The sequence below is a fragment of the Pedobacter humicola genome (assembly GCF_056490705.1).
In genome coordinates this window covers 85,295-103,441 of the sequence record NZ_JBWJIG010000013.1, presented here as the reverse complement: position 1 = coordinate 103,441, position 18,147 = coordinate 85,295, and the positions used below count along the sequence as shown (strand labels likewise).

The window sequence follows — 18,147 nt, the reverse complement described above, 5'->3', positions numbered from 1 at the left end:
AGAATAACAGTATATGACGAGTGAAGAAAAAATTAGAAGCGCTTTCGAAAACAAAGACTGGCAGGAAATAAAAGTAACAGATTCCTGGCAAATTTTTAAAATCATGGCCGAATTTGTAGACGGCTTTGAAAAGCTGGCTAAAATTGGCCCATGTGTTACCATTTACGGATCGGCCCGTACGCCTCAAACGCACAGATACTACCAATTGGCAGAGCAGTGCGGCAAATTATTAACCGATCGTGGTTATGGTGTCATCACAGGTGGCGGTCCGGGTATTATGGAAGCCGGTAACAAAGGCGCACATACCAATGGTGGTAAATCGGTAGGTTTAAATATTGAGTTGCCATTTGAACAGTTCCACAATAAATATATCGATCATAATAAATTACTGGAGTTTGATTATTTCTTTGTACGCAAGGTGATGTTCATGAAATACAGTCAGGGTTTTGTGGTTTTACCAGGTGGTTTTGGCACCATGGACGAGCTTTTCGAGGCTTTAACCTTAATCCAAACCGGTAAAATTGCCCGTTTCCCAATCGTACTGCTTGGTGTTGATTATTGGGGTGGATTAATTGATTGGATTAAAGGAACAATGTTGCAAAAAGAACACAATATCCACGAAGAAGATCTAAACCTATTCAGATTGGTAGATACTGCAGAAGAAGCCGCAGAACATATTTTCCGCTTTTACGATAAATATGTACTTAAACCGAATTTCTAGATGGTTCATTAGTAAGGGTTAATTGGTTAATTGTTTAAACAGGTTGTAAATTGCAAACTGGTAATTGCCAATTGTAAAAGTGCTTACAAACAATAAGCACTTTTTTTATGTAACATCTGAAAGGAACTACCATCTAAAATAAAACGCAATTAAAATGTCGAAATTGATCAACTGGAAAAGCGATTGGCTTAGCGGAAACTTTCAACTCTTTGTAGATGGCCTTCAAAAAGGAGCAATTACTTTTGGAATGTGGAAAAGCAATGCAGAAAGCATATTCGAAGATAAAAACTATCAATTTGTAAATGAGGGATTTTGGCAATCCAGCACGAAGGTAATCGACCGAAAAACGAATGAAGTGGTTGCCATGATTACTTACGACAGTTGGAAATCAAAAGCAGTAATCAGTTTAAAATCTGGGAAACATTACGAATGGAAATCAAGCGGCATATGGAAATCGCAGTGGACAGTGAGCAATTATAATGATGAGCACATCATGTATCATTCGGGCAACAACAGTGGTGCGATCTCCTCTGATACCGACAATGAATTATTAATTTTAGCAGGTTTATTTATTAAACAGATATATAACAAACGGGCACTTTTATTAATTGTATGCATCATCCCGATTATTACAACATCAACGCTTCGTCATCATTAATTAAAAATTAAATCCTTTTGTGAGATGGAACAGGTATTAAGCTGGAGAAAAGGTTTATTTGATAGCAATTATCAGGTCATAAATAATGGTTTGCTGAGATTTTCGATGAATTTTAGCTCATGGAAGAATTCTGCAATAGCCACAACGCAGTCAGGAATTTACCTGTTAAAAAGCGAAGGGTTTTCCAAACCCGAAACTAAAATTGTAGATAATACAAACACCGTTTTAGCGGTAATTACTTACGATTGGTTAGGTTTTAAAGCCAGAATTGTTTTTTCTTCCGGAGAAACTTTCGATTGGAGTTACCAGAACAGCTGGTTGAGTCGCTGGTCGTTAAATAACCATCAGGATAAACAGATTTTATACAATGCTTCTACTGGTAATGGATTGATCCACACGAATGTAGATGATGATATGCTGGTATTGTGCGGTCTGTTTATAAGGGAATACTACTCAAGGATTCTTTTTGGGTTTATCATTGTTATAATCATCATGCTCAGTTTCAAAAATATTTTTTAAACTTTTTCCTCATTCTGAGTAAAGCGAAGAATCTGCCACGACAATCTATTAATCTGGTCTTAGCGCCTCGCCAGGACACAAGAAAACATTCATCTTACATTATAGAACTATTTTTTTATCGTAGCGAGACGCTATGACGAGAAGAGGCTTTTTCAAAACGCAATCGTCATGATGAATTCATTTCAGCATCCATCCTGCAATAAAGACCCTGAAATAAATCCGATAGCTATCGAATCAGGGTGACGTATTTCTAGAGAAACTCCGAAGTCTCGCGCTGACCTTATCCTTTCAGACTTCGGATTTAGCCTAAAATCTCTTTTATCTTTTCTGTTGGTCTGGCAATTACAGCCCGTTCTCCTGAAATGACAATCGGTCTTTCGATCAAAATCGGATGTGCAATCATGGCATCAATCCATTCCTCATCGGTTAAGGTTTTACCTTTATAATTTTCGGCAAAAACCTTTTCGCCTTTACGCACCAACTGCAATGGGGTAATGCCCAGTTTTTGAATGATTGCTGTAAGTTCACCTCTATTGGGTGGAGTTTCGAGATAATAAACCACTTCAAAATCCTTTCCGCTTTTCTCAAGCTCCTCTAAAGCACAGCGGCTTTTGGTACATCTGTTATTATGGTAAATCGTAATCATCAGGAATGTTTAAAGCCCGCTAACGCCACCGCTTACTACCAGTTTCATGGCATCGGCCGCAGTCATGTGCAAATCAGTTACCTTATCTCTGCTTACAATACAAAGCTGACCGGCAAAAGAGTAAGAAAGTGGAAAATATACGGCTACTTCATCGGGAAGATTAAGTTTGTGCAAATCGTTCTGGGTCAAAAATCCAATCTTTTTTAACCCGCCTTCCACTTCTACCAATACTGGATGGTTAAACTTCTTTTCGTCGCCAACAAATGCTTCAGTTAAATCTTTTATAGACGAATAGATAAAATTAAGCAATGGCAACCGCTGCATAATCCGCTGAAACCAATTGTACATCGGTTCGGTGACCAAATTGGTTACAAAGATACCAGCAAGTAAAATGATGGTTAAAACGGTAAGTAAACCTAAACCAGGGATATTCCGGCTTTCTCCTGTTCGAGGATTTACGCCTAGAATATTGTTTACATTTAACCAGCTATCAACCGTTGTAACTGCCCAAACCACAATAAAAATACTCACAGCAATGGGCACAACAATTAGTAAACCTTTAATCAAATAGTTTAAAATAGCTTTCCCGACTTTATTCATGGTGCAAAAATAACATTTTTTTAGTCATTAGCTCATTTTGCAGAGCGTTCACGAGTTCATTAGTCATTGGTTCATTTGTACAACCATTGAACAAATGAATTACTCATAGAAATAAATCCTTTTTACCCTTTGAGAAATATTGGTCAGAATTTCATAGGGTATGGTATTGATATCTTTCGCCAGTTGCATAATACTATGCTCCTTGTTAAAAACGATGGCTTCATCGCCGGGTTTTACGTCCATCCCGGTCACATCCAACATCGTCATGTCCATGCAGATAGAACCGATTACCGGCACCAAATACCCATTGATGAGCATTTTTCCAACACCGTTGCCAAAATATCGTGTGTAGCCATCGGCATACCCGATTTTCACGGTCGCTATCTGTCCGCCATTTGGCATTACGCCTTTTCTGCTATAACCTACCGTTTCACCCGGCTGTAAGGTTTTTACCTGCGTAACGGTTGTTTTGAGCACCATTACCGTTTGCAAACCCCGATTATTGGCCAAAGCAGCATCAAAACCATATAAACCGATGCCTAAACGCACCATATCCATCTGTGCTTCGGGCCAACGCGAAATACCGGAAGTATTGGAAATATGGAGCAAGGGACTGTAACCCAAAACATTGACCAACTGATCGGCAATCATTTTAAATTTCCCGATCTGCTGTTGCGTAAATCCATCATGTTCTGCGGCATCGCTTGCCACCAAATGCGAAAAAATGCTCTGAACCTTTACCCTTGCTGAATCCTTTAAAATTTCAGACAATGCATTGATTTCTGGCTGATCAAAACCCAAACGATGCATGCCGCTATCAATTTTAATATGAATGGGATAATCGAAATCATAATCAGAAAGTGCATTTAAAAAACTGTTCAGGATTTCTATACTATAGATTTCGGGTTCGAGACGGTGTTTAATAATGGCTTCAAAAGCAGATTCCTCAGGACTCATCACCATAACAGGCAAGGTAATTCCGGCCTTTCGCAAGGCAATACCTTCATCGGCATAAGCCACCGCCAGATAATCCACCTTATGGAACTGTAGTAAGTTGGCAATTTCAAAACTCCCGCTCCCGTACGAAAAAGCCTTTACCATAGCCATAATTTTAACACCCGGCTTGATTTTAGAACGGTAAAACTGGAGATTACCAACCATGGCGTTCAGGTCGATTTCTAAAACTGTATCATGTATTTTTTGGGTGAGCAGTTTACTGATCCTGCCGAATTCAAAACGTCTTGCTCCTTTTACCAATATGGTTTCATGGTTAAACTGCAAACCGGGGAAAGCTTCGATAAAAGCATTGGTATCTTCAAAGAACTGGGTTTCGAACTCAAAAAGATCGGCAAACCGCGAAATATGTGTTCCGATTCCGATCAACCGGTTTACTTTCTTCTGCAAAAGCAATTCAGCGATTTCTGTATATAAATCCAGGTCATCTCTCCCGGTTTCAAATAATTCGGATAGAATGACGGTTTTTTTTGCGTGCTGGTTCTGCTGGTTTAAAAAATCGAGGGCGATGGCCAGCGAAGAAATGTCGGCACTGTAAGAATCGTCAATAATGGAACATTGGTTGATGCCATTTTTCAGTTCCAGACGCATGCTTACATGGCTTAACTTTTCCAAACGCAAATCTGCCTGCTCGGGCGTATAACCTAAAGCCAGTAAAGTTGCCCAGCAGATCATGCCATTTTCAATTGAGGCTTTATCTTTAAAAGGCAAAATACATTCAATTTCCCTGTTTTGATAAATAGCCCTTAAATAACAATTTCCTTCAATGGGCTCTACAGCAACAACCTGTAAATCAGCAGGCTGTTTACTGCTCCAGCTAAACTGTTTTTTACCCGGCAAATCTTTAAAATTTACTTCAGTAACATATTCTGGTGAATAAATAAATAATTCAGCATTTGCAAAAAGCTTTAATTTCTCCGTTAACTTCTCTTTTTTGGAACTAAATCCCTCAGCATGTGCTTCACCTATATTGGTCAGGATCCCGATTTCAGGTCGGATAATTTCGGCCAGACTTTGCATCTCATTAACAGCTGAAATACCGGCTTCGAAAATTCCCAGGCTGTGATCGGCCCCGATCTGCCATACTGAAAGCGGTACGCCAATCTGCGAATTGTAACTTTTCGGACTTTTAACAATATTAAAATCGGCAGCCAGCAGTTGGTACAACCACTCTTTAACAATTGTTTTTCCATTGCTTCCGGTGATACCGATGGTTTTTAAGTCAAATTGATTGCGGTGATAAATAGTGAGCTGCTGTAAGGCGGCCAATGCATCTTTTACCAGTAAAAAATTACAATCGGGATATTCATTTACGTATCTCGCTTCGGTAATCACGAAATTCCTGATATCTTTTGCGTAGGCATCTTTTATAAATTCATGTCCATCGCGGTGCGAAGACAAGGCAAAAAACATAGAATTTTCCGGCACCAGAATCGAACGGCTATCAATCACCAGGTATTGAATAATCACCTCTCCATCAGCTAATTTGGTATTGGCATTTAAAATTTCGGCAATTTTGGTTAGGGTATATATCGGGTTTTGCATGCTATTATCTTCAGAAAAATACGGTAATCGCTTTTATTTTTACGAATTTCAGTAATTAATTATGAAAAGCGGTAAACAAGAGACAGTATTATTGGATAAAAAACAGGCTTTGGCGAAAGCTGAAAGTTTTTGCGTTTATCAGGAACGCTCGCAAAAGGAAGTCCGCTATAAACTGGTAGAATGGGGCATGCGCGGCGATGAACTGGAAGAAATTATAAGTGAACTGATTTTGAACAATTTTTTAAACGAAGAGCGGTTTGCCAAAACATATGCATCGGGTAAATTCAACATTAAACACTGGGGCCGTGTGAAGATTAAACAGGGTTTGAAATTAAAAGGTGTGCCCGATAAAATTTTGCAAAAGGCAATCTATAGCATCGATGATGATGATTATTTAAAGACCATAGAAAAATTAGCGACAAAAAAAGCGGAAAGTTTAAGCGAAAATGACCCGTTTAAAAGAAAAAATAAGCTAATGAGCTATCTCCAGGCAAAAGGTTTTGAAACTGATTTAATTTTACTTGTACTGAAAGCCAGCAATTTAAATTAAATATTAAATTTTTAACAAGAAATCTTTAGACAAAAATATAAATCTGTCTATATTTGCATCACCAAAACGAAACAACAGCAGTTTTGTAAATGCGAAAGTAGCTCAGTTGGTAGAGCACGACCTTGCCAAGGTCGGGGTCGCGAGTTCGAATCTCGTCTTTCGCTCTAAATGCCTTCCTACCAGAAGGCATTTATTTTAAAGTTAACCAAACCGATGGAGATCGGTAGCGGCTAATGCTCGGGTGGTGGAACTGGTAGACACGCAGGACTTAAAATCCTGTGCTTTCAAAGGCGTGCGGGTTCGATTCCCGCCCCGAGTACTTCAAAAAAATCGAATAAAAAACCCTCTCAGAAATGAAAGGGTTTTTTGTTATATAACAATCACCAAAAGATAATTTAAGTCAAAATAGAATCCGCTACATAAGTACCTCCCGGTATGAATAAAGTGGTATTGGCAAGACATGCTTTTATAAATCATTCTTTTTAACAACTATTTTCATCCGGCCAAAGATCTTGAAAAACGGCTAACCCGATTAAGATGACAAATAATCCGATAACTAATCGTCGTTAAAACTAAATTCCTTATTTTTAAGCCTTAACAAAATATCTTAAAATTTTATTTATTTTTTTTGATTCGGAAACTTTAATTCCTATATTTGCAACCCCAAAGGAGTACAGCACATGTATTAATTTGCGAAAGTAGCTCAGTTGGTAGAGCACGACCTTGCCAAGGTCGGGGTCGCGAGTTCGAATCTCGTCTTTCGCTCTAAATGCCTTCCTACCAGAAGGCATTTATGTTAAAAGTTAACCAAACCGATGGAGATCGGTAGCGGCTAATGCTCGGGTGGTGGAACTGGTAGACACGCAGGACTTAAAATCCTGTGCTTTCAAAGGCGTGCGGGTTCGATTCCCGCCCCGAGTACTCCAAAAAAATCGAACGAAAAGCTTTCAGAAATGGAAGCTTTTTCTGTTACGGGGTAATCATTAAAAGATGACCTTAAATTATTTTTTGACTAAAATCCAACCATTAACATACAGCTACGTTTTTAATATTCTAAGTCCCCAAGTTTTGCGCTATTTGTTTTTATTTTTAGTTAAAAAACACTACCGTAAATGCCCTTAACCTTAATATTGTTGCGTTCACAATTACTCATCCGATAATTCAAGACTTACAATTTTCAGCTGGAATTAACTCTACCCTATCAGTATCCTCACCAGGTGGTTACTGAGGATAAATATGTTTTCGGTTTTTTGACTATTGAAGATATGTAGCAAAATAAAAGTTGACTGTTTGACAATTTGGAATAGAAATTAACATTAATCAACATAGACAAAAGCATGACCAAGCCAATCGTTAACAAATAAAAAAACTATTTTAGCATAAATTAAAATTTAATTGGACAACTTTACCATAGCGAAAGAAAAAGCGAGGCCATAACAACAGCGATCAAAAAGACAGCGGGGTGATGTTTCAAATCAAGTTTAGGCAAAGCTCCATCATCTTATCAAACCGAAAAACATTAGCCACTATAGCCTGCATTACGCAATATGAACCATAATCTAAAAAAGTTTCTCTTAAAATCTGTCCTTGTACTTACGTTAATACACTTAGCTTACTTTATATATGGTTATTTTAAGTTTACAGGTCTAAAAAAAATAAATATCTACACAGAGTTTTACCGATTCAAATTTTACGATGACGTATCTATTTCTCACTTCTTTGTAACCGGCATATTTTTACTGACGGTTCTTATTTTACTGATACGCAATCATTCCAGACAACAATACAATACTCAAAATCTACTTAAAATTGGAGCAATCCTGCTTCCAATAGTCTTCTTATCATTAAGCTTCTTTATGAGTTATAGTTTCGGGTTGAACGCTAAACTTAAGCAGGAACTATCCGAGAAAAATTTCAACGCTGATAAAACGTTGTTAAATGTTTTAAATCCCTTTTTATATCCTTACGGCTCCTACTCTTCAGAAACATTATTCAATGTGACCAATATCCTATATCCAAAACCCTATCCGGTAATTGAGGTAAAGGATACTGTTTTTTACGATCTGACCAATAAGGAACTCTTTAGTTTGCAATCTACATATTACAGCATTGACACCTTAAAAATGCCTACCTCAGCCTATGAAAAGTTAAAAAGTGCAACCAACTCTGCTTATGAACTGCTGGGCTTTGATCAGAAAGAGTTACAGAAAAGGCTCATACTAAAAACGACCAGAAAGGACAGCACTGAAATTATATTTAAAGGATCTGAAGTCAACCCGCAATATGATGATGACATTTGCATTTTTCTCGAAAACAAGTTGTTGATCAGTCCGGTTAACGATCAAACTGTAGCAAAACAACAGCGACAAAATGCTATAGAACGATATAAGCTACTTTATAAATTAAACAAAGATTCTTTACTACACTCTTTTAAAAAGCTGGATACCCTATTGAAAAAATACAACATAGAATCTTCTATTAATCCATCGGCCCTAACCCAGGATGTTTTTCATTTTCGGGATAAAAACCAGGAACAGCTAAACGAGATCAGGAACAACTTCGATCGAAATGCATTAATTGAGAAAATCAACATCTTAAACCGATTGTTTTATCGGCCTGGATACTTTCACTCATCCATCAGAGAGATTTTCTTTATCGTGCTATTTTCCACCTGGCTTTTTGGATTTGTAATTTTTGTGTTTGCAAATTATTTACGGAAATCAAAACCTTCTAAGCCTAACCCAATAAATCAGTAAAATCCCATTGATTAAATGAGACCTGATTCCAACCTCATGAAATTTATCAACGCTATCATGCTACCTTGTACATTCACTCATTTAATGACTACCAGCCCATTGGGCTACAATGATTAGTTAGGGCAAACGACAGAAAATTAACTCAAAGGCGACAAATAAAAAAACACGATAAAACCACTAACCAGCCAAAACCTATCACCATTTAAAGATTGGTGAGGTCCGGAGATAAACGGTGGTGTAGTATTCGGAGCTAGACTGATCAGCGCTGCCCCTCTTTTAACTGCAAAGCACATTTATATATCTCCTGATAAAGATCAAAATAAATATGCTCTTCTTTTTCACTTAGTGAGGTATTAAAGAATAATATGATGCCAATTTCTTTTTTCAGATCGGAGAGCATAAACGTTCTTACACCAGGATCCGTTCCATTGTGCCCGATCCTTGTCCCTCCCATTTTTGTTGCCCAAAAAATACCTGAATTCAGCTTATCCGGTATTACATTTTCGGGCTTGTTTGATTCTGTAAACTGAAAACGCAGCATTTCATCTACGCTTTGCTTTTTCAAAATTTTTACCCCATTGTATTTTCCATCATTCAATAAGCAGATAAAAAACCTGGATAATTCATTAACGGAAGTGCGGACATCCCCAGCCGGATAATCTATTTCTTCGTACAATGGCACCTGCTTAATCAACCCTCCTTCCTTTCTGTAAAGTCTGGCATGGTTCTTTATATTAATTTCTGCCATACTCCAACCCGAATTTGTCATTTTTAATGGCCCGAAAATGTTCTGCCTGGCATATTGATTTAATGTTTTCCCTGTTCTCAACTCAACAATGTAACCAGCCAAAGCCGCTCCGTAATTGCAATAATCGCGAAAAGTACCGGGCTTTGATTTTAAAAAATTATCTTTTGAATAGTGTTTACCACCTGGTAAAAAATAGTTTTTCAAGAATTCCCCTAAAGGTTCTGGTCTGGCACCCCCATAAAAATAATTGCTATCCGTATAAAACGTCATACGGTCGGTAAGGCCCGAAGTATGTGTAGCCAGTTGCCTCAATGTTATTTTTTCATTCGGAAAATTTGGATTGACGATTTTAAACGGTAAGTACGTATTGATATCCTCATCAAGCGATATTTTACCTTCTTCTATGGCCTTCATCATACACACACCCGTAAAGGTCTTGCTGATCGAAGCAATATTCATCACCGTTGCGGGGGTAAAAAGAATCCTGTTTTCCAGATCAGCATATCCGTATCCTTTGGTCCACATTACTTTTTTATTGACGATAACTGCTGCTCCGACACCAACAATCCCGGCTTCTTTCATCTTTAAGCGGATGGTACTATCAATAGCGTTTTCTACCCTTATTTTATCTGGGTCGCTATATTGTCCGAATAAATGCTGACACAAAACCATGCTGAGCAAGATGGAGAACATCATTATTTTTTTCATTTCAATTTTTTATTGCTGAAACAAATTTAAGCTCTCCAATAACGAAAAAACAGTATCGGTCTGAATAAGCAATAATCATCGACAGAAAGTACTTTTCCGTAGACCAATAAGACATGGCCATGTATGATGTATATTTGTATGGCAAGCCTACCTGTAAACCCTGCACCATCAATACATATGAACCCGCTAACCGAAATAATAGAACCAAAAAACCGGAAATATCTGGAAAGCCTGTTTCTAAAACTTCAGGCAAACACATCTGCTGTTTGGGGGAAAATGACAGCCCAGCAAATGGTCGAACATCTTATAGGCCAGGTTCAATACACTAATGGCAAATACATGCCCTTCTGTGAAGTTTCGGAAGAAGAAGCAAATCAAGCCAAACAAATCAATGTTTACACCAATATAGAAATATCAAGGAATGTAGTATTCGGAACACCTCAGCAAAAATTACTGCACCCGGATCTGAATAGTGCCATTCAGCAGTTAATGACAGAACTTCATCATTTTGATCGGTACTTTTTAGAACCGGGAAAAACCGAGATACATGGCGCTTTTGGACCAATGACCTATAAAGAATGGCTGATATGGCACAGCAAACACTTTTATCACCATTTGCAACAATTCGGGCTAATAACGGCTTCTAACACTTAAATTGCAAGGATTCTTGTAAATACAAGAATAAACCAAAGCAAAAATAACCCTGGTTTAATTTTTAACCTGTAATTTGGAATAACCTTTTTCTTTAATAACGCTATAAATATCCCACCTTTCGATATGCAGCACCAAGAATTTGAACCGCCTCAAGCACTACAGGATACCATAAAATGTTTCTGGTACAACAAAAGAGAATTTGGGCCAGCAACATCGGGTTTCGAAGTTATACCCGATGGTTATGCAGAAATTATTTTTCATTTCGGAAGCGGTTGTAGCGTTATTTACGATGGAATATTACAGCCGCTGCCATCACCATTTATGATCGGCCTGCTCAATCAACCTGTTCATTTCTATACTAAAAACTGTTTGGAAATCCTGGCCGTCAGGTGTTTTCCATGGACGGTATTTGATCTGCTCGGATTACCATCCGGTAAAGCAGAAGTCCACATTTTTGAGCATCCCATCGCCAGGCTTCAATCCACGCTTAACGATTTGGTTCATAATGGTAAAATAGATGAAGCCATCGAACAGATCAAGCAGTTTTTATTGAATGCGCGGGCGCAGATCGCTGTAGACAGTATGTTATTTAAAGCAGGGGCCGCGATGCAGGAAGCAAAAGGCACCATCCCGGTAAGCGAGGTGGCAACAGCAGCACATACCACAGTACGTACGCTGGAAAGAAACTTCAAGCAGTCGTCTGGTTATACGGTTAAAGATGTGTCGGGTTTAATGCGCTTTGAGCAGGTACGGAATCATTTATGGCTCAACCCTGAAATGAACATTTCCCGCCTGGCGCATGAACTGGGCTACACAGATCAATCTCATCTCAGCAGGGAATTTAAACGTTATAGCGGTACCACACCAGCGGCATTCGCCCGAAAAGCCAGGAAAGGCAAACAATTGGTAAGCAACAACTTTGTCGCGTTTGTACAAGCCTAATCTGTCCACATTTCTGAATTTTGTGTTTCAATCATTCAAATATGAACACAATAATCAAAAATCATAATCCAACAGATCATCATCTGATCTACGATGTCATCATTTCTGGCGCAGGGCCCGTAGGCTTATTCCTCGCCTGCGAACTGGCCCTGGCCAAATGCTCCGTTCTGATACTAGAAAAAGCTGTGCATCCTCACTCTCCTTTAAAGCAACTTCCTTTCGGCATCAGAGGTCTTAATGCGCCTACTATTGAAGCGCTTCACCGCCGTGGCCTGCTAACGGACCTGGAGATCCATAAACGCCTTAAAAATCCACACTTACAACAAGGAAGCCGTAGTCAGGGAGGACATTTTGCTGGCATTGTATTTTACACTGACCATGTCGACACCGCACAGTGGAAATACCGCCTGAAAGGTGCAACCCAAACCAGTTTAATTTCTGAAATGGAGGAACTGGAAACGGTACTCAGCCGCCGCGCAGAAGCATTGGGTGTAACCATCAGGCGTGGACAAGCGATTACAGATTTTCATCAAACCGATGACGGCGTAACGGTTCAATCTGGCGGTCAGTCTTTTCAGGGTAAATGGCTTGTAGGCTGTGATGGAAGCCGAAGTATTGTACGCAAAGCAGGTGGTTTCGAATTCGCGGGCACGGAGCCGGAATTTACGGGTTATACGACTAAAGTTGATCTTTTAGATCCTGAAAAACTTAGCCCCGGCCGCAATGTTACCCCAACAGGTATGTATCTGCAATCTCAACCGGGTTATGTAATCATTCAGGATTTTGATCATGGGGCATTTCATCATTCCAAAAAACCGATCACGCGCGAACATATACAAGCCGTATTGCGCCGGGTATCGAATACCGATATTACGGTTAGTGAACTGCACATTGCCACCACCTGGACCGACCGCGCGAGACAAGCCACAAGTTACCGCAACGGGCGAATACTTTTGGCAGGTGATGCAGCACACATTCATGCGCCGTTGGGTGGCCAGGGACTTAACCTTGGATTGGGCGATGCCATGAACCTCGGCTGGAAACTTGCCGCAACTATACATGAAAAAGCCCCCAAAGGTTTACTTGACAGCTATTATACTGAACGCTACCCCATTGGCGAACAGGTTTTGGACTGGTCGCGCGCACAGGTGGCCATTATGAAACCAAACCCTCATGCCCGGGCACTGAACGCCATTTTTCGCGACCTGATGAACACCCGCGATGGTGCCACCTATTTTGCTGCACGGGTATGGGGCATTAATACCCATTACCAACTCGATGGGCACCACCCTTTAACAGGCCATAGCGCGCCAAATTTTGAACTGGAAAACGGCAGCAAAATTGGTGAGCTGATGCGTGATGGCAAGGGGATCCTGCTTGATTTTAAGGAGAATGCTTCGCTTAAAAGTTACGCAGATGGATATAGTGATCAAATTAAATACATTGCTGGCCCTGCGATAGAACAACTTGGACTAAGCGCCTTATTAATACGTCCTGATGGCATTATCGCCTGGGCTACTGATGAAACACCCGACGATAACGATCTTTATCAGGCTATTGCCCGCTGGTTCACTGTCAATTCCAAAGATCAAACAATAAAAAATTAACCCACACCCTTGCGCTAATCTGTCGGCCCGACAAATTAGCGCTACCTTCCTTTCTTTCTTCTTTCCTCAGATAATGATATAAGATTTACCAAAAATTATATAAACTTCCTGATGTAGATTTCTATAGGTTTGTGATGCGATGAAAGCTAAGGCACTATTCCTTCTTGTTGTATTCCTGTTCAATACCATAGTTGGTTTCGGCTGCTCCATATTTATGGATAAAGTTATACATCAACATCTTGGCGGGGCTCACCACAAAATCAATTTTGAGGGTTCAATCAAAAACAGTCTCGCAAAAGTGATTGAAAAAGAAGCTTCCTGTTGTAAAACCATATCCAACAATCTTCTTGTTCAGGTTAAACTGTTACCTGATGATACAAAAATAAATAGTGTAGCTCCTGCATTAATTCCCATTCATCTAAGCCATTGTACGTTTTCCGAAAGAATAACTATTCCTATAAAAGCGCATCAGATTGAGCAACACCGTTATTACCTGCCACATCCCGATATCAGGGTATCGATCCAAAGTTTTCAACTGTAGGATTAATGTTATCGCAGCTCGTCTTTAAGAAGAGCTGAAGAAAATAGAAACAGGTGGCTTTGCCACGGAATAATTTTTAAAACATTAATGATAAACAGATGAAAAAGATAATATTCAGCATTTTAATGAGCTGCGCAACGGTGGTTTCTGCCCAGGATATGAAAGGCATGAAAATGCCAGCACAGGAAAAACCAGCTGCTGTAAAATATACTTGCCCGATGCATCCGGAGGTGGTAGCTGACAAAGCAGGTAAATGTCCAAAATGCGGCATGAAACTGATTTCAAAAGAGGAAAATGCACCAAAAAGCAAAACCGGACACCTGGATATGCCAGGCAGGGAGCATCAAAAAACGGATAATATGGGCGGCATGGATATGGACGGTAATTCCACGACGCTGGATAACATCAAAAAAGCAAAAGCAGACCTGGGGCTAATCAAAACCCTGACAGCGGTGAACCCTCCCCAAACAGTACGCTATGATTTATTTGTTGCAGATACTACCGTAACCTACGCAGGCAAACCAAAACATGCCATTGCCGTAAACGGAAGCATCCCTATGCCTACCCTCACCTTTACCGAAGGTGATACTGCAGAAATTTATGTACACAACAATTTAAAGGAAGAAACCTCTTTGCATTGGCACGGGCTTTTTTTGCCAAACCGATACGATGGTGTACCCAATATGACACAGATGCCAATTAAACCGGGTACAACACACCTTTACAAATTCCCGATTGTGCAGAATGGTACGCATTGGTATCATAGTCATACCGCACTTCAGGAACAAATTGGCATGTATGGTGCACTAATCATCAAAAAAAAGGAGGAATGGAATATCCCCTCCATCCCGCTGGTATTGAGCGAATGGACCAATATGAACCCCATGGAAGTACAGCGGAGTTTACATGCGGCTACCGATTGGTTTTCTATTCAAAAGGGTACTACGCAAAGTTATGCGGAGGCCATCCGTGCAGGCAATTTCAAAACCAAGGTCGCCAATGAGTGGAAAAGAATGAATGCCATGGATGTAAGTGACGTTTATTATGATAAATTCCTGATTAATGGGCAAAATGAAGATACCTATCCCCAATTTAAGGCAGGCGATAAAGTGAGGCTACGTATTGCCAATGTCGGGGCATCGTCTTATTTCTGGCTTAAATATGCTGGCGGAAAGATAACCGTGGTTGCAACCGATGGGAATGATGTAGAACCCGTAGCCGTAGACCGGCTGATTATTGCAGTATCAGAAACTTATGATGTGGTGGTCACCATTCCTGAAAACAAAAGTTATGAGTTTTTAGTCATCCCCGAAGACAGAACCAAATCTGCATCATTATGGCTTGGCAAGGGCGAAAAGATACCGGCAGGAAAAATGTCAAAACTCAAATATTTCGAGGGCATGAAAATGATGAACGGTATGATGGATATGAACGGAAACATGGTAGAAATGAAGGGCATGAAAATGCAGAACCAGACCATGGACATGAACGCCGTAATGTATCCTGAAATTACAGGGCATGAAAACAGCACAAAAACGACAAAAACCGATGATATGCCGAGCATGAATATGGAAGCAGAATTAGCCGGCATCGTTACCCTCAATTACAATATGTTACGCGCGCCCAACAAAACGACTTTGCCAAAAGGCCCGGTAAGAACGCTAAAATTCGATCTTACAGGTAACATGAACCGCTATGTGTGGACATTAGATAATAAAACCGTTTCAGAATCAGATAAGATTCTGATCAAAAAGGGAGAAAACTTAAGAATCATCCTGTATAACAACAGTATGATGCGTCATCCCATGCACTTACATGGCCACGATTTTAGGGTAATTAACGGGCAGGGCGACTATGCACCAATGAAAAATGTACTCGATATTATGCCTATGGAAAGGGATACCATTGAATTTGCTGCATCGGAGGCCGGGGGAGACTGGTTTTTCCATTGCCACATTTTATACCACATGATGAGCGGAATGGGCCGTGTATTCAGCTATGAAAATTCTGCACCCAACCCTGACGTACCCAATCCAAAACTGGCCCAACGCAAATTGTTCTGGGACGACCGGATGCCACACCTAATGGGCCGCGTGGGCATAGAGAGCAGTGGCAGCGACGGACAGTTGATGTTGGCGCAAACCCGCTGGTCGCTCAATACCATGTGGCATTTGGGTACCAGTGCCATGATGGGATACGAAAGCGAAACCATGCTCGGCAGGTACATTGGCCGAAATCAATGGTTATTCCCCTATGTAGGTTTCGATTACCATTACAAAAAATTCAATCCTGATGAAAAAAATATCTTTGGACGTGATGAACGCAACATGTTCGGTCAGCTCAGCAACAAAAAAAACAGAAAAACAATTGTTGCCGGTATTGCCTATACCCTACCCATGTTGCTGGTTGCCGACGCCAGAATAGACGGTAATGGAAAACTGAGGTTTCAACTGGGAAGAGAAGATATACCGGTATCTAAACGTTTGCGAGCCAATTTCATGGTTAATACCGACAAAGAGTATGCTGCCGGACTCCGGTATATACTAACGAAATACCTTGCAGTTTCTACCCATTATGATAGTGATATGGGGCTTGGGGGTGGATTCACCTTTAATTATTAAAGCTATACTTAAGTGCAATGCTAATGGTTGGTGTCGCACCGACCATTAACATTTGAGCTCTGACCCTAAACGATTAACCGAACGTTTAATACCTCAGCGCTATATTCAATTTGTATTATGCCGATGACTACAGCGCATAACCTAATTCCTCAAGTAATGTAGCACAATACCATTCTTGCCGTGGTAAATGGAAAGGTCCTTTAAATAAGTTGCCCTTTGCTGTTTGCGCCACAGAACCATCACGGTGCAGATAACCAAACCACTCGCCATTTTCCTGATCATGAAACTTACCATAAGCATAATCGTGAACCATTTTATGCCAGCGCGCATATTTTTCATTGCCTGTTAAGGTATAGGCCAATAGTGTAGCGATAATGGTTTCGTTTTGCGGCCACCAAAATTTCATATCCTGCCAATATTCCTGGACAGGTTTGTTGTATACATCTTTAAAATATAAAATTCCTCCGTATTCTTTGTCCCAACCACGTTCCCACATGTAATCGAGCATTTTACAACCCAGCTTTATCAATTCAGGATCGTTTTTCCGGTATTTTGCCTCATGGAGGATAAACCAGGCACCTTCTATTGCATGACCGGGGTTTAAGGTCCTGCCATCAATATGGTCGATGATGAACCCATCTGGTGCCACCTGTTCCATTACACATTGTATATCATCTTTCACAAAGTCGTTTTTGATTTCCTCAATCCAGGTCGAAATCCATTCGTCGCAGCGCGGGTCTCCAATGGTTTCCCTCAACTGTTGTGCGGTATTCATCATAATCATCGGTACACCAATGCCTTTTGACGGACGGGTGTTGGTAAACTTTGCAGGTAGTAAACCTGGGGTAGTGGCATATTCGATACATTTCCCAAACAGGTACCGGGCTTTTTCGGCTGCCTTTTCATCTCCACTTGCTTTTGCATAGGCTGCATTTGCAATTACTGCAAAAGTTTCAGAAAAATAGTAGCGTCTTTTACGGATCGGCTGCCCATTACGGGTTACATGAAAAAACATCTGTCCATCGGTATCAAAACAATGCCGGTTTAAAAAATCGATTCCAGATTTTGCGCCATCAAGCCATTCCTGTTTTGGTTCGATGGTATTATAAAGCGTAGATAATAACCATGCGGCCCGGCCCTGGATCCAAACGGCCTTATCATCATCAATCAAGCTTCCGTCCTGATCGCGCATAAACAAATAACCACCATGTTCCCGGTCAATCGATCTTGGAAACCAAAAGGGCACTGTATCATTTAGCAACTGATTTTTATAAAATGCTGCCAGATTTTGCAGTTCTTCAGTAGTATAACTCATAT

General features: G+C 40.2%; 15 protein-coding genes and 4 tRNA genes. 14 read left to right on the top strand and 5 right to left on the bottom strand.

Going from position 1 to position 18,147, the window contains the following annotated elements; genetic code table 11:
• The first annotated feature begins 13 nt into the window (after positions 1–13).
• The 3 genes from AC04Q1_RS19400 (at position 14) to AC04Q1_RS19390 (ending at position 1,898) form a co-directional block, all read left to right on the top strand.
• Positions 14–721 (top strand): LOG family protein, encoded by a 708-nt coding sequence (locus tag AC04Q1_RS19400; RefSeq protein WP_478366219.1) that lies wholly within the window; start codon positions 14–16, stop codon positions 719–721.
• Between the two features lie 154 nt (positions 722–875).
• On the top strand, positions 876–1,379 hold the full coding sequence (locus AC04Q1_RS19395; protein ID WP_478366218.1) for a hypothetical protein: 504 nt from the start codon (positions 876–878) through the stop codon (positions 1,377–1,379).
• Positions 1,380–1,403: 24 nt separating this feature from the next.
• Positions 1,404–1,898, top strand: coding sequence for a hypothetical protein (locus AC04Q1_RS19390; RefSeq protein WP_478366217.1), 495 nt, complete (start codon positions 1,404–1,406; stop codon positions 1,896–1,898).
• A gap of 301 nt (positions 1,899–2,199) precedes the next feature.
• Here AC04Q1_RS19390 and arsC read toward each other — a convergent pair whose 3' ends face one another.
• The 3 genes from arsC to AC04Q1_RS19375 all read right to left on the bottom strand — a co-directional run bounded on the left by arsC (position 2,200) and on the right by AC04Q1_RS19375 (position 5,703).
• Positions 2,200–2,544 (bottom strand): arsenate reductase (glutaredoxin), encoded by a 345-nt coding sequence (gene arsC / locus AC04Q1_RS19385; RefSeq protein ID WP_478366216.1) that lies wholly within the window; start codon positions 2,542–2,544, stop codon positions 2,200–2,202.
• A 9-nt stretch (positions 2,545–2,553) separates the two neighbouring features.
• A complete protein-coding gene (locus tag AC04Q1_RS19380) occupies positions 2,554–3,144 on the bottom strand; it encodes a DUF502 domain-containing protein (RefSeq protein ID WP_478366215.1) in 591 nt (196 codons plus the stop codon).
• 99 nt (positions 3,145–3,243) lie between these two features.
• Positions 3,244–5,703, bottom strand: a complete 2,460-nt coding sequence (locus AC04Q1_RS19375) for a bifunctional UDP-N-acetylmuramoyl-tripeptide:D-alanyl-D-alanine ligase/alanine racemase (protein WP_478366214.1) — start codon at positions 5,701–5,703, stop codon at positions 3,244–3,246.
• 61 nt (positions 5,704–5,764) lie between these two features.
• On the opposite strand from AC04Q1_RS19375, the gene AC04Q1_RS19370 reads away from it, so the two are divergent.
• The 6 genes from AC04Q1_RS19370 (at position 5,765) to AC04Q1_RS19345 (ending at position 9,009) form a co-directional block, all read left to right on the top strand.
• The gene (locus AC04Q1_RS19370; RefSeq protein WP_478366213.1) at positions 5,765–6,253 is read left to right on the top strand and encodes a regulatory protein RecX; all 489 of its coding nucleotides are present in this window, start codon (positions 5,765–5,767) and stop codon (positions 6,251–6,253) included.
• Positions 6,254–6,344: 91 nt separating this feature from the next.
• Positions 6,345–6,417: transfer RNA gene (locus AC04Q1_RS19365), tRNA-Gly, on the top strand.
• Between the two features lie 71 nt (positions 6,418–6,488).
• Positions 6,489–6,572 (top strand) — tRNA-Leu (locus tag AC04Q1_RS19360).
• 373 nt (positions 6,573–6,945) lie between these two features.
• Positions 6,946–7,018 (top strand) — tRNA-Gly (locus AC04Q1_RS19355).
• A gap of 72 nt (positions 7,019–7,090) precedes the next feature.
• Positions 7,091–7,174 (top strand) — tRNA-Leu (locus tag AC04Q1_RS19350).
• Positions 7,175–8,109: 935 nt separating this feature from the next.
• Positions 8,110–9,009, top strand: a complete 900-nt coding sequence (locus AC04Q1_RS19345; RefSeq protein WP_478366212.1) for a hypothetical protein — start codon at positions 8,110–8,112, stop codon at positions 9,007–9,009.
• 259 nt (positions 9,010–9,268) lie between these two features.
• Here the strand turns inward: AC04Q1_RS19345 and AC04Q1_RS19340 are convergent, their stop codons facing one another.
• Positions 9,269–10,465 (bottom strand): serine hydrolase domain-containing protein, encoded by a 1,197-nt coding sequence (locus AC04Q1_RS19340; protein WP_478366211.1) that lies wholly within the window; start codon positions 10,463–10,465, stop codon positions 9,269–9,271.
• A gap of 138 nt (positions 10,466–10,603) precedes the next feature.
• On the opposite strand from AC04Q1_RS19340, the gene AC04Q1_RS19335 reads away from it, so the two are divergent.
• The 5 genes from AC04Q1_RS19335 to AC04Q1_RS19315 all read left to right on the top strand — a co-directional run bounded on the left by AC04Q1_RS19335 (position 10,604) and on the right by AC04Q1_RS19315 (position 16,830).
• Positions 10,604–11,119 carry a DUF1569 domain-containing protein gene (locus AC04Q1_RS19335; protein WP_478366210.1) on the top strand — a complete coding sequence of 172 codons (516 nt, stop codon included), beginning with the start codon at positions 10,604–10,606 and terminating at the stop codon, positions 11,117–11,119.
• Between the two features lie 123 nt (positions 11,120–11,242).
• On the top strand, positions 11,243–12,061 hold the full coding sequence (locus AC04Q1_RS19330; protein WP_478366209.1) for a helix-turn-helix domain-containing protein: 819 nt from the start codon (positions 11,243–11,245) through the stop codon (positions 12,059–12,061).
• Positions 12,062–12,102: 41 nt separating this feature from the next.
• A complete protein-coding gene (locus tag AC04Q1_RS19325) occupies positions 12,103–13,668 on the top strand; it encodes an FAD-dependent monooxygenase (RefSeq protein ID WP_478366208.1) in 1,566 nt (521 codons plus the stop codon).
• A 214-nt stretch (positions 13,669–13,882) separates the two neighbouring features.
• Positions 13,883–14,209: a hypothetical protein gene (locus AC04Q1_RS19320; RefSeq protein WP_478366207.1), complete on the top strand. Its 327-nt coding sequence runs from the start codon at positions 13,883–13,885 to the stop codon at positions 14,207–14,209.
• 98 nt (positions 14,210–14,307) lie between these two features.
• The gene (locus tag AC04Q1_RS19315; protein ID WP_478366206.1) at positions 14,308–16,830 is read left to right on the top strand and encodes a multicopper oxidase domain-containing protein; all 2,523 of its coding nucleotides are present in this window, start codon (positions 14,308–14,310) and stop codon (positions 16,828–16,830) included.
• Positions 16,831–16,957: 127 nt separating this feature from the next.
• Here the strand turns inward: AC04Q1_RS19315 and AC04Q1_RS19310 are convergent, their stop codons facing one another.
• Positions 16,958–18,145 (bottom strand): AGE family epimerase/isomerase, encoded by a 1,188-nt coding sequence (locus tag AC04Q1_RS19310; RefSeq protein ID WP_478366205.1) that lies wholly within the window; start codon positions 18,143–18,145, stop codon positions 16,958–16,960.
• Positions 18,146–18,147 lie beyond the last annotated feature (2 nt).

What these genes read in the sequence shown, in the direction of transcription:
- AC04Q1_RS19335 (WP_478366210.1), top strand. Translation starts at nt 10,604, where the DNA reads ATGGCAAGCCTACCTGTAAACCCTGCACCATCAATACATATGAACCCG.
- AC04Q1_RS19320 (WP_478366207.1), top strand. Translation starts at nt 13,883, where the DNA reads ATGGATAAAGTTATACATCAACATCTTGGCGGGGCTCACCACAAAATC.
- AC04Q1_RS19310 (WP_478366205.1), bottom strand. Translation starts at nt 18,145, where the DNA reads ATGAGTTATACTACTGAAGAACTGCAAAATCTGGCAGCATTTTATAAA.
- AC04Q1_RS19330 (WP_478366209.1), top strand. Translation starts at nt 11,243, where the DNA reads ATGCAGCACCAAGAATTTGAACCGCCTCAAGCACTACAGGATACCATA.
- arsC (WP_478366216.1), bottom strand. Translation starts at nt 2,544, where the DNA reads ATGATTACGATTTACCATAATAACAGATGTACCAAAAGCCGCTGTGCT.
- AC04Q1_RS19345 (WP_478366212.1), top strand. Translation starts at nt 8,110, where the DNA reads ATGAGTTATAGTTTCGGGTTGAACGCTAAACTTAAGCAGGAACTATCC.
- AC04Q1_RS19390 (WP_478366217.1), top strand. Translation starts at nt 1,404, where the DNA reads ATGGAACAGGTATTAAGCTGGAGAAAAGGTTTATTTGATAGCAATTAT.
- AC04Q1_RS19400 (WP_478366219.1), top strand. Translation starts at nt 14, where the DNA reads ATGACGAGTGAAGAAAAAATTAGAAGCGCTTTCGAAAACAAAGACTGG.
- AC04Q1_RS19340 (WP_478366211.1), bottom strand. Translation starts at nt 10,465, where the DNA reads ATGAAAAAAATAATGATGTTCTCCATCTTGCTCAGCATGGTTTTGTGT.
- AC04Q1_RS19380 (WP_478366215.1), bottom strand. Translation starts at nt 3,144, where the DNA reads ATGAATAAAGTCGGGAAAGCTATTTTAAACTATTTGATTAAAGGTTTA.
- AC04Q1_RS19370 (WP_478366213.1), top strand. Translation starts at nt 5,765, where the DNA reads ATGAAAAGCGGTAAACAAGAGACAGTATTATTGGATAAAAAACAGGCT.
- AC04Q1_RS19325 (WP_478366208.1), top strand. Translation starts at nt 12,103, where the DNA reads ATGAACACAATAATCAAAAATCATAATCCAACAGATCATCATCTGATC.
- AC04Q1_RS19375 (WP_478366214.1), bottom strand. Translation starts at nt 5,703, where the DNA reads ATGCAAAACCCGATATATACCCTAACCAAAATTGCCGAAATTTTAAAT.
- AC04Q1_RS19315 (WP_478366206.1), top strand. Translation starts at nt 14,308, where the DNA reads ATGAAAAAGATAATATTCAGCATTTTAATGAGCTGCGCAACGGTGGTT.
- AC04Q1_RS19395 (WP_478366218.1), top strand. Translation starts at nt 876, where the DNA reads ATGTCGAAATTGATCAACTGGAAAAGCGATTGGCTTAGCGGAAACTTT.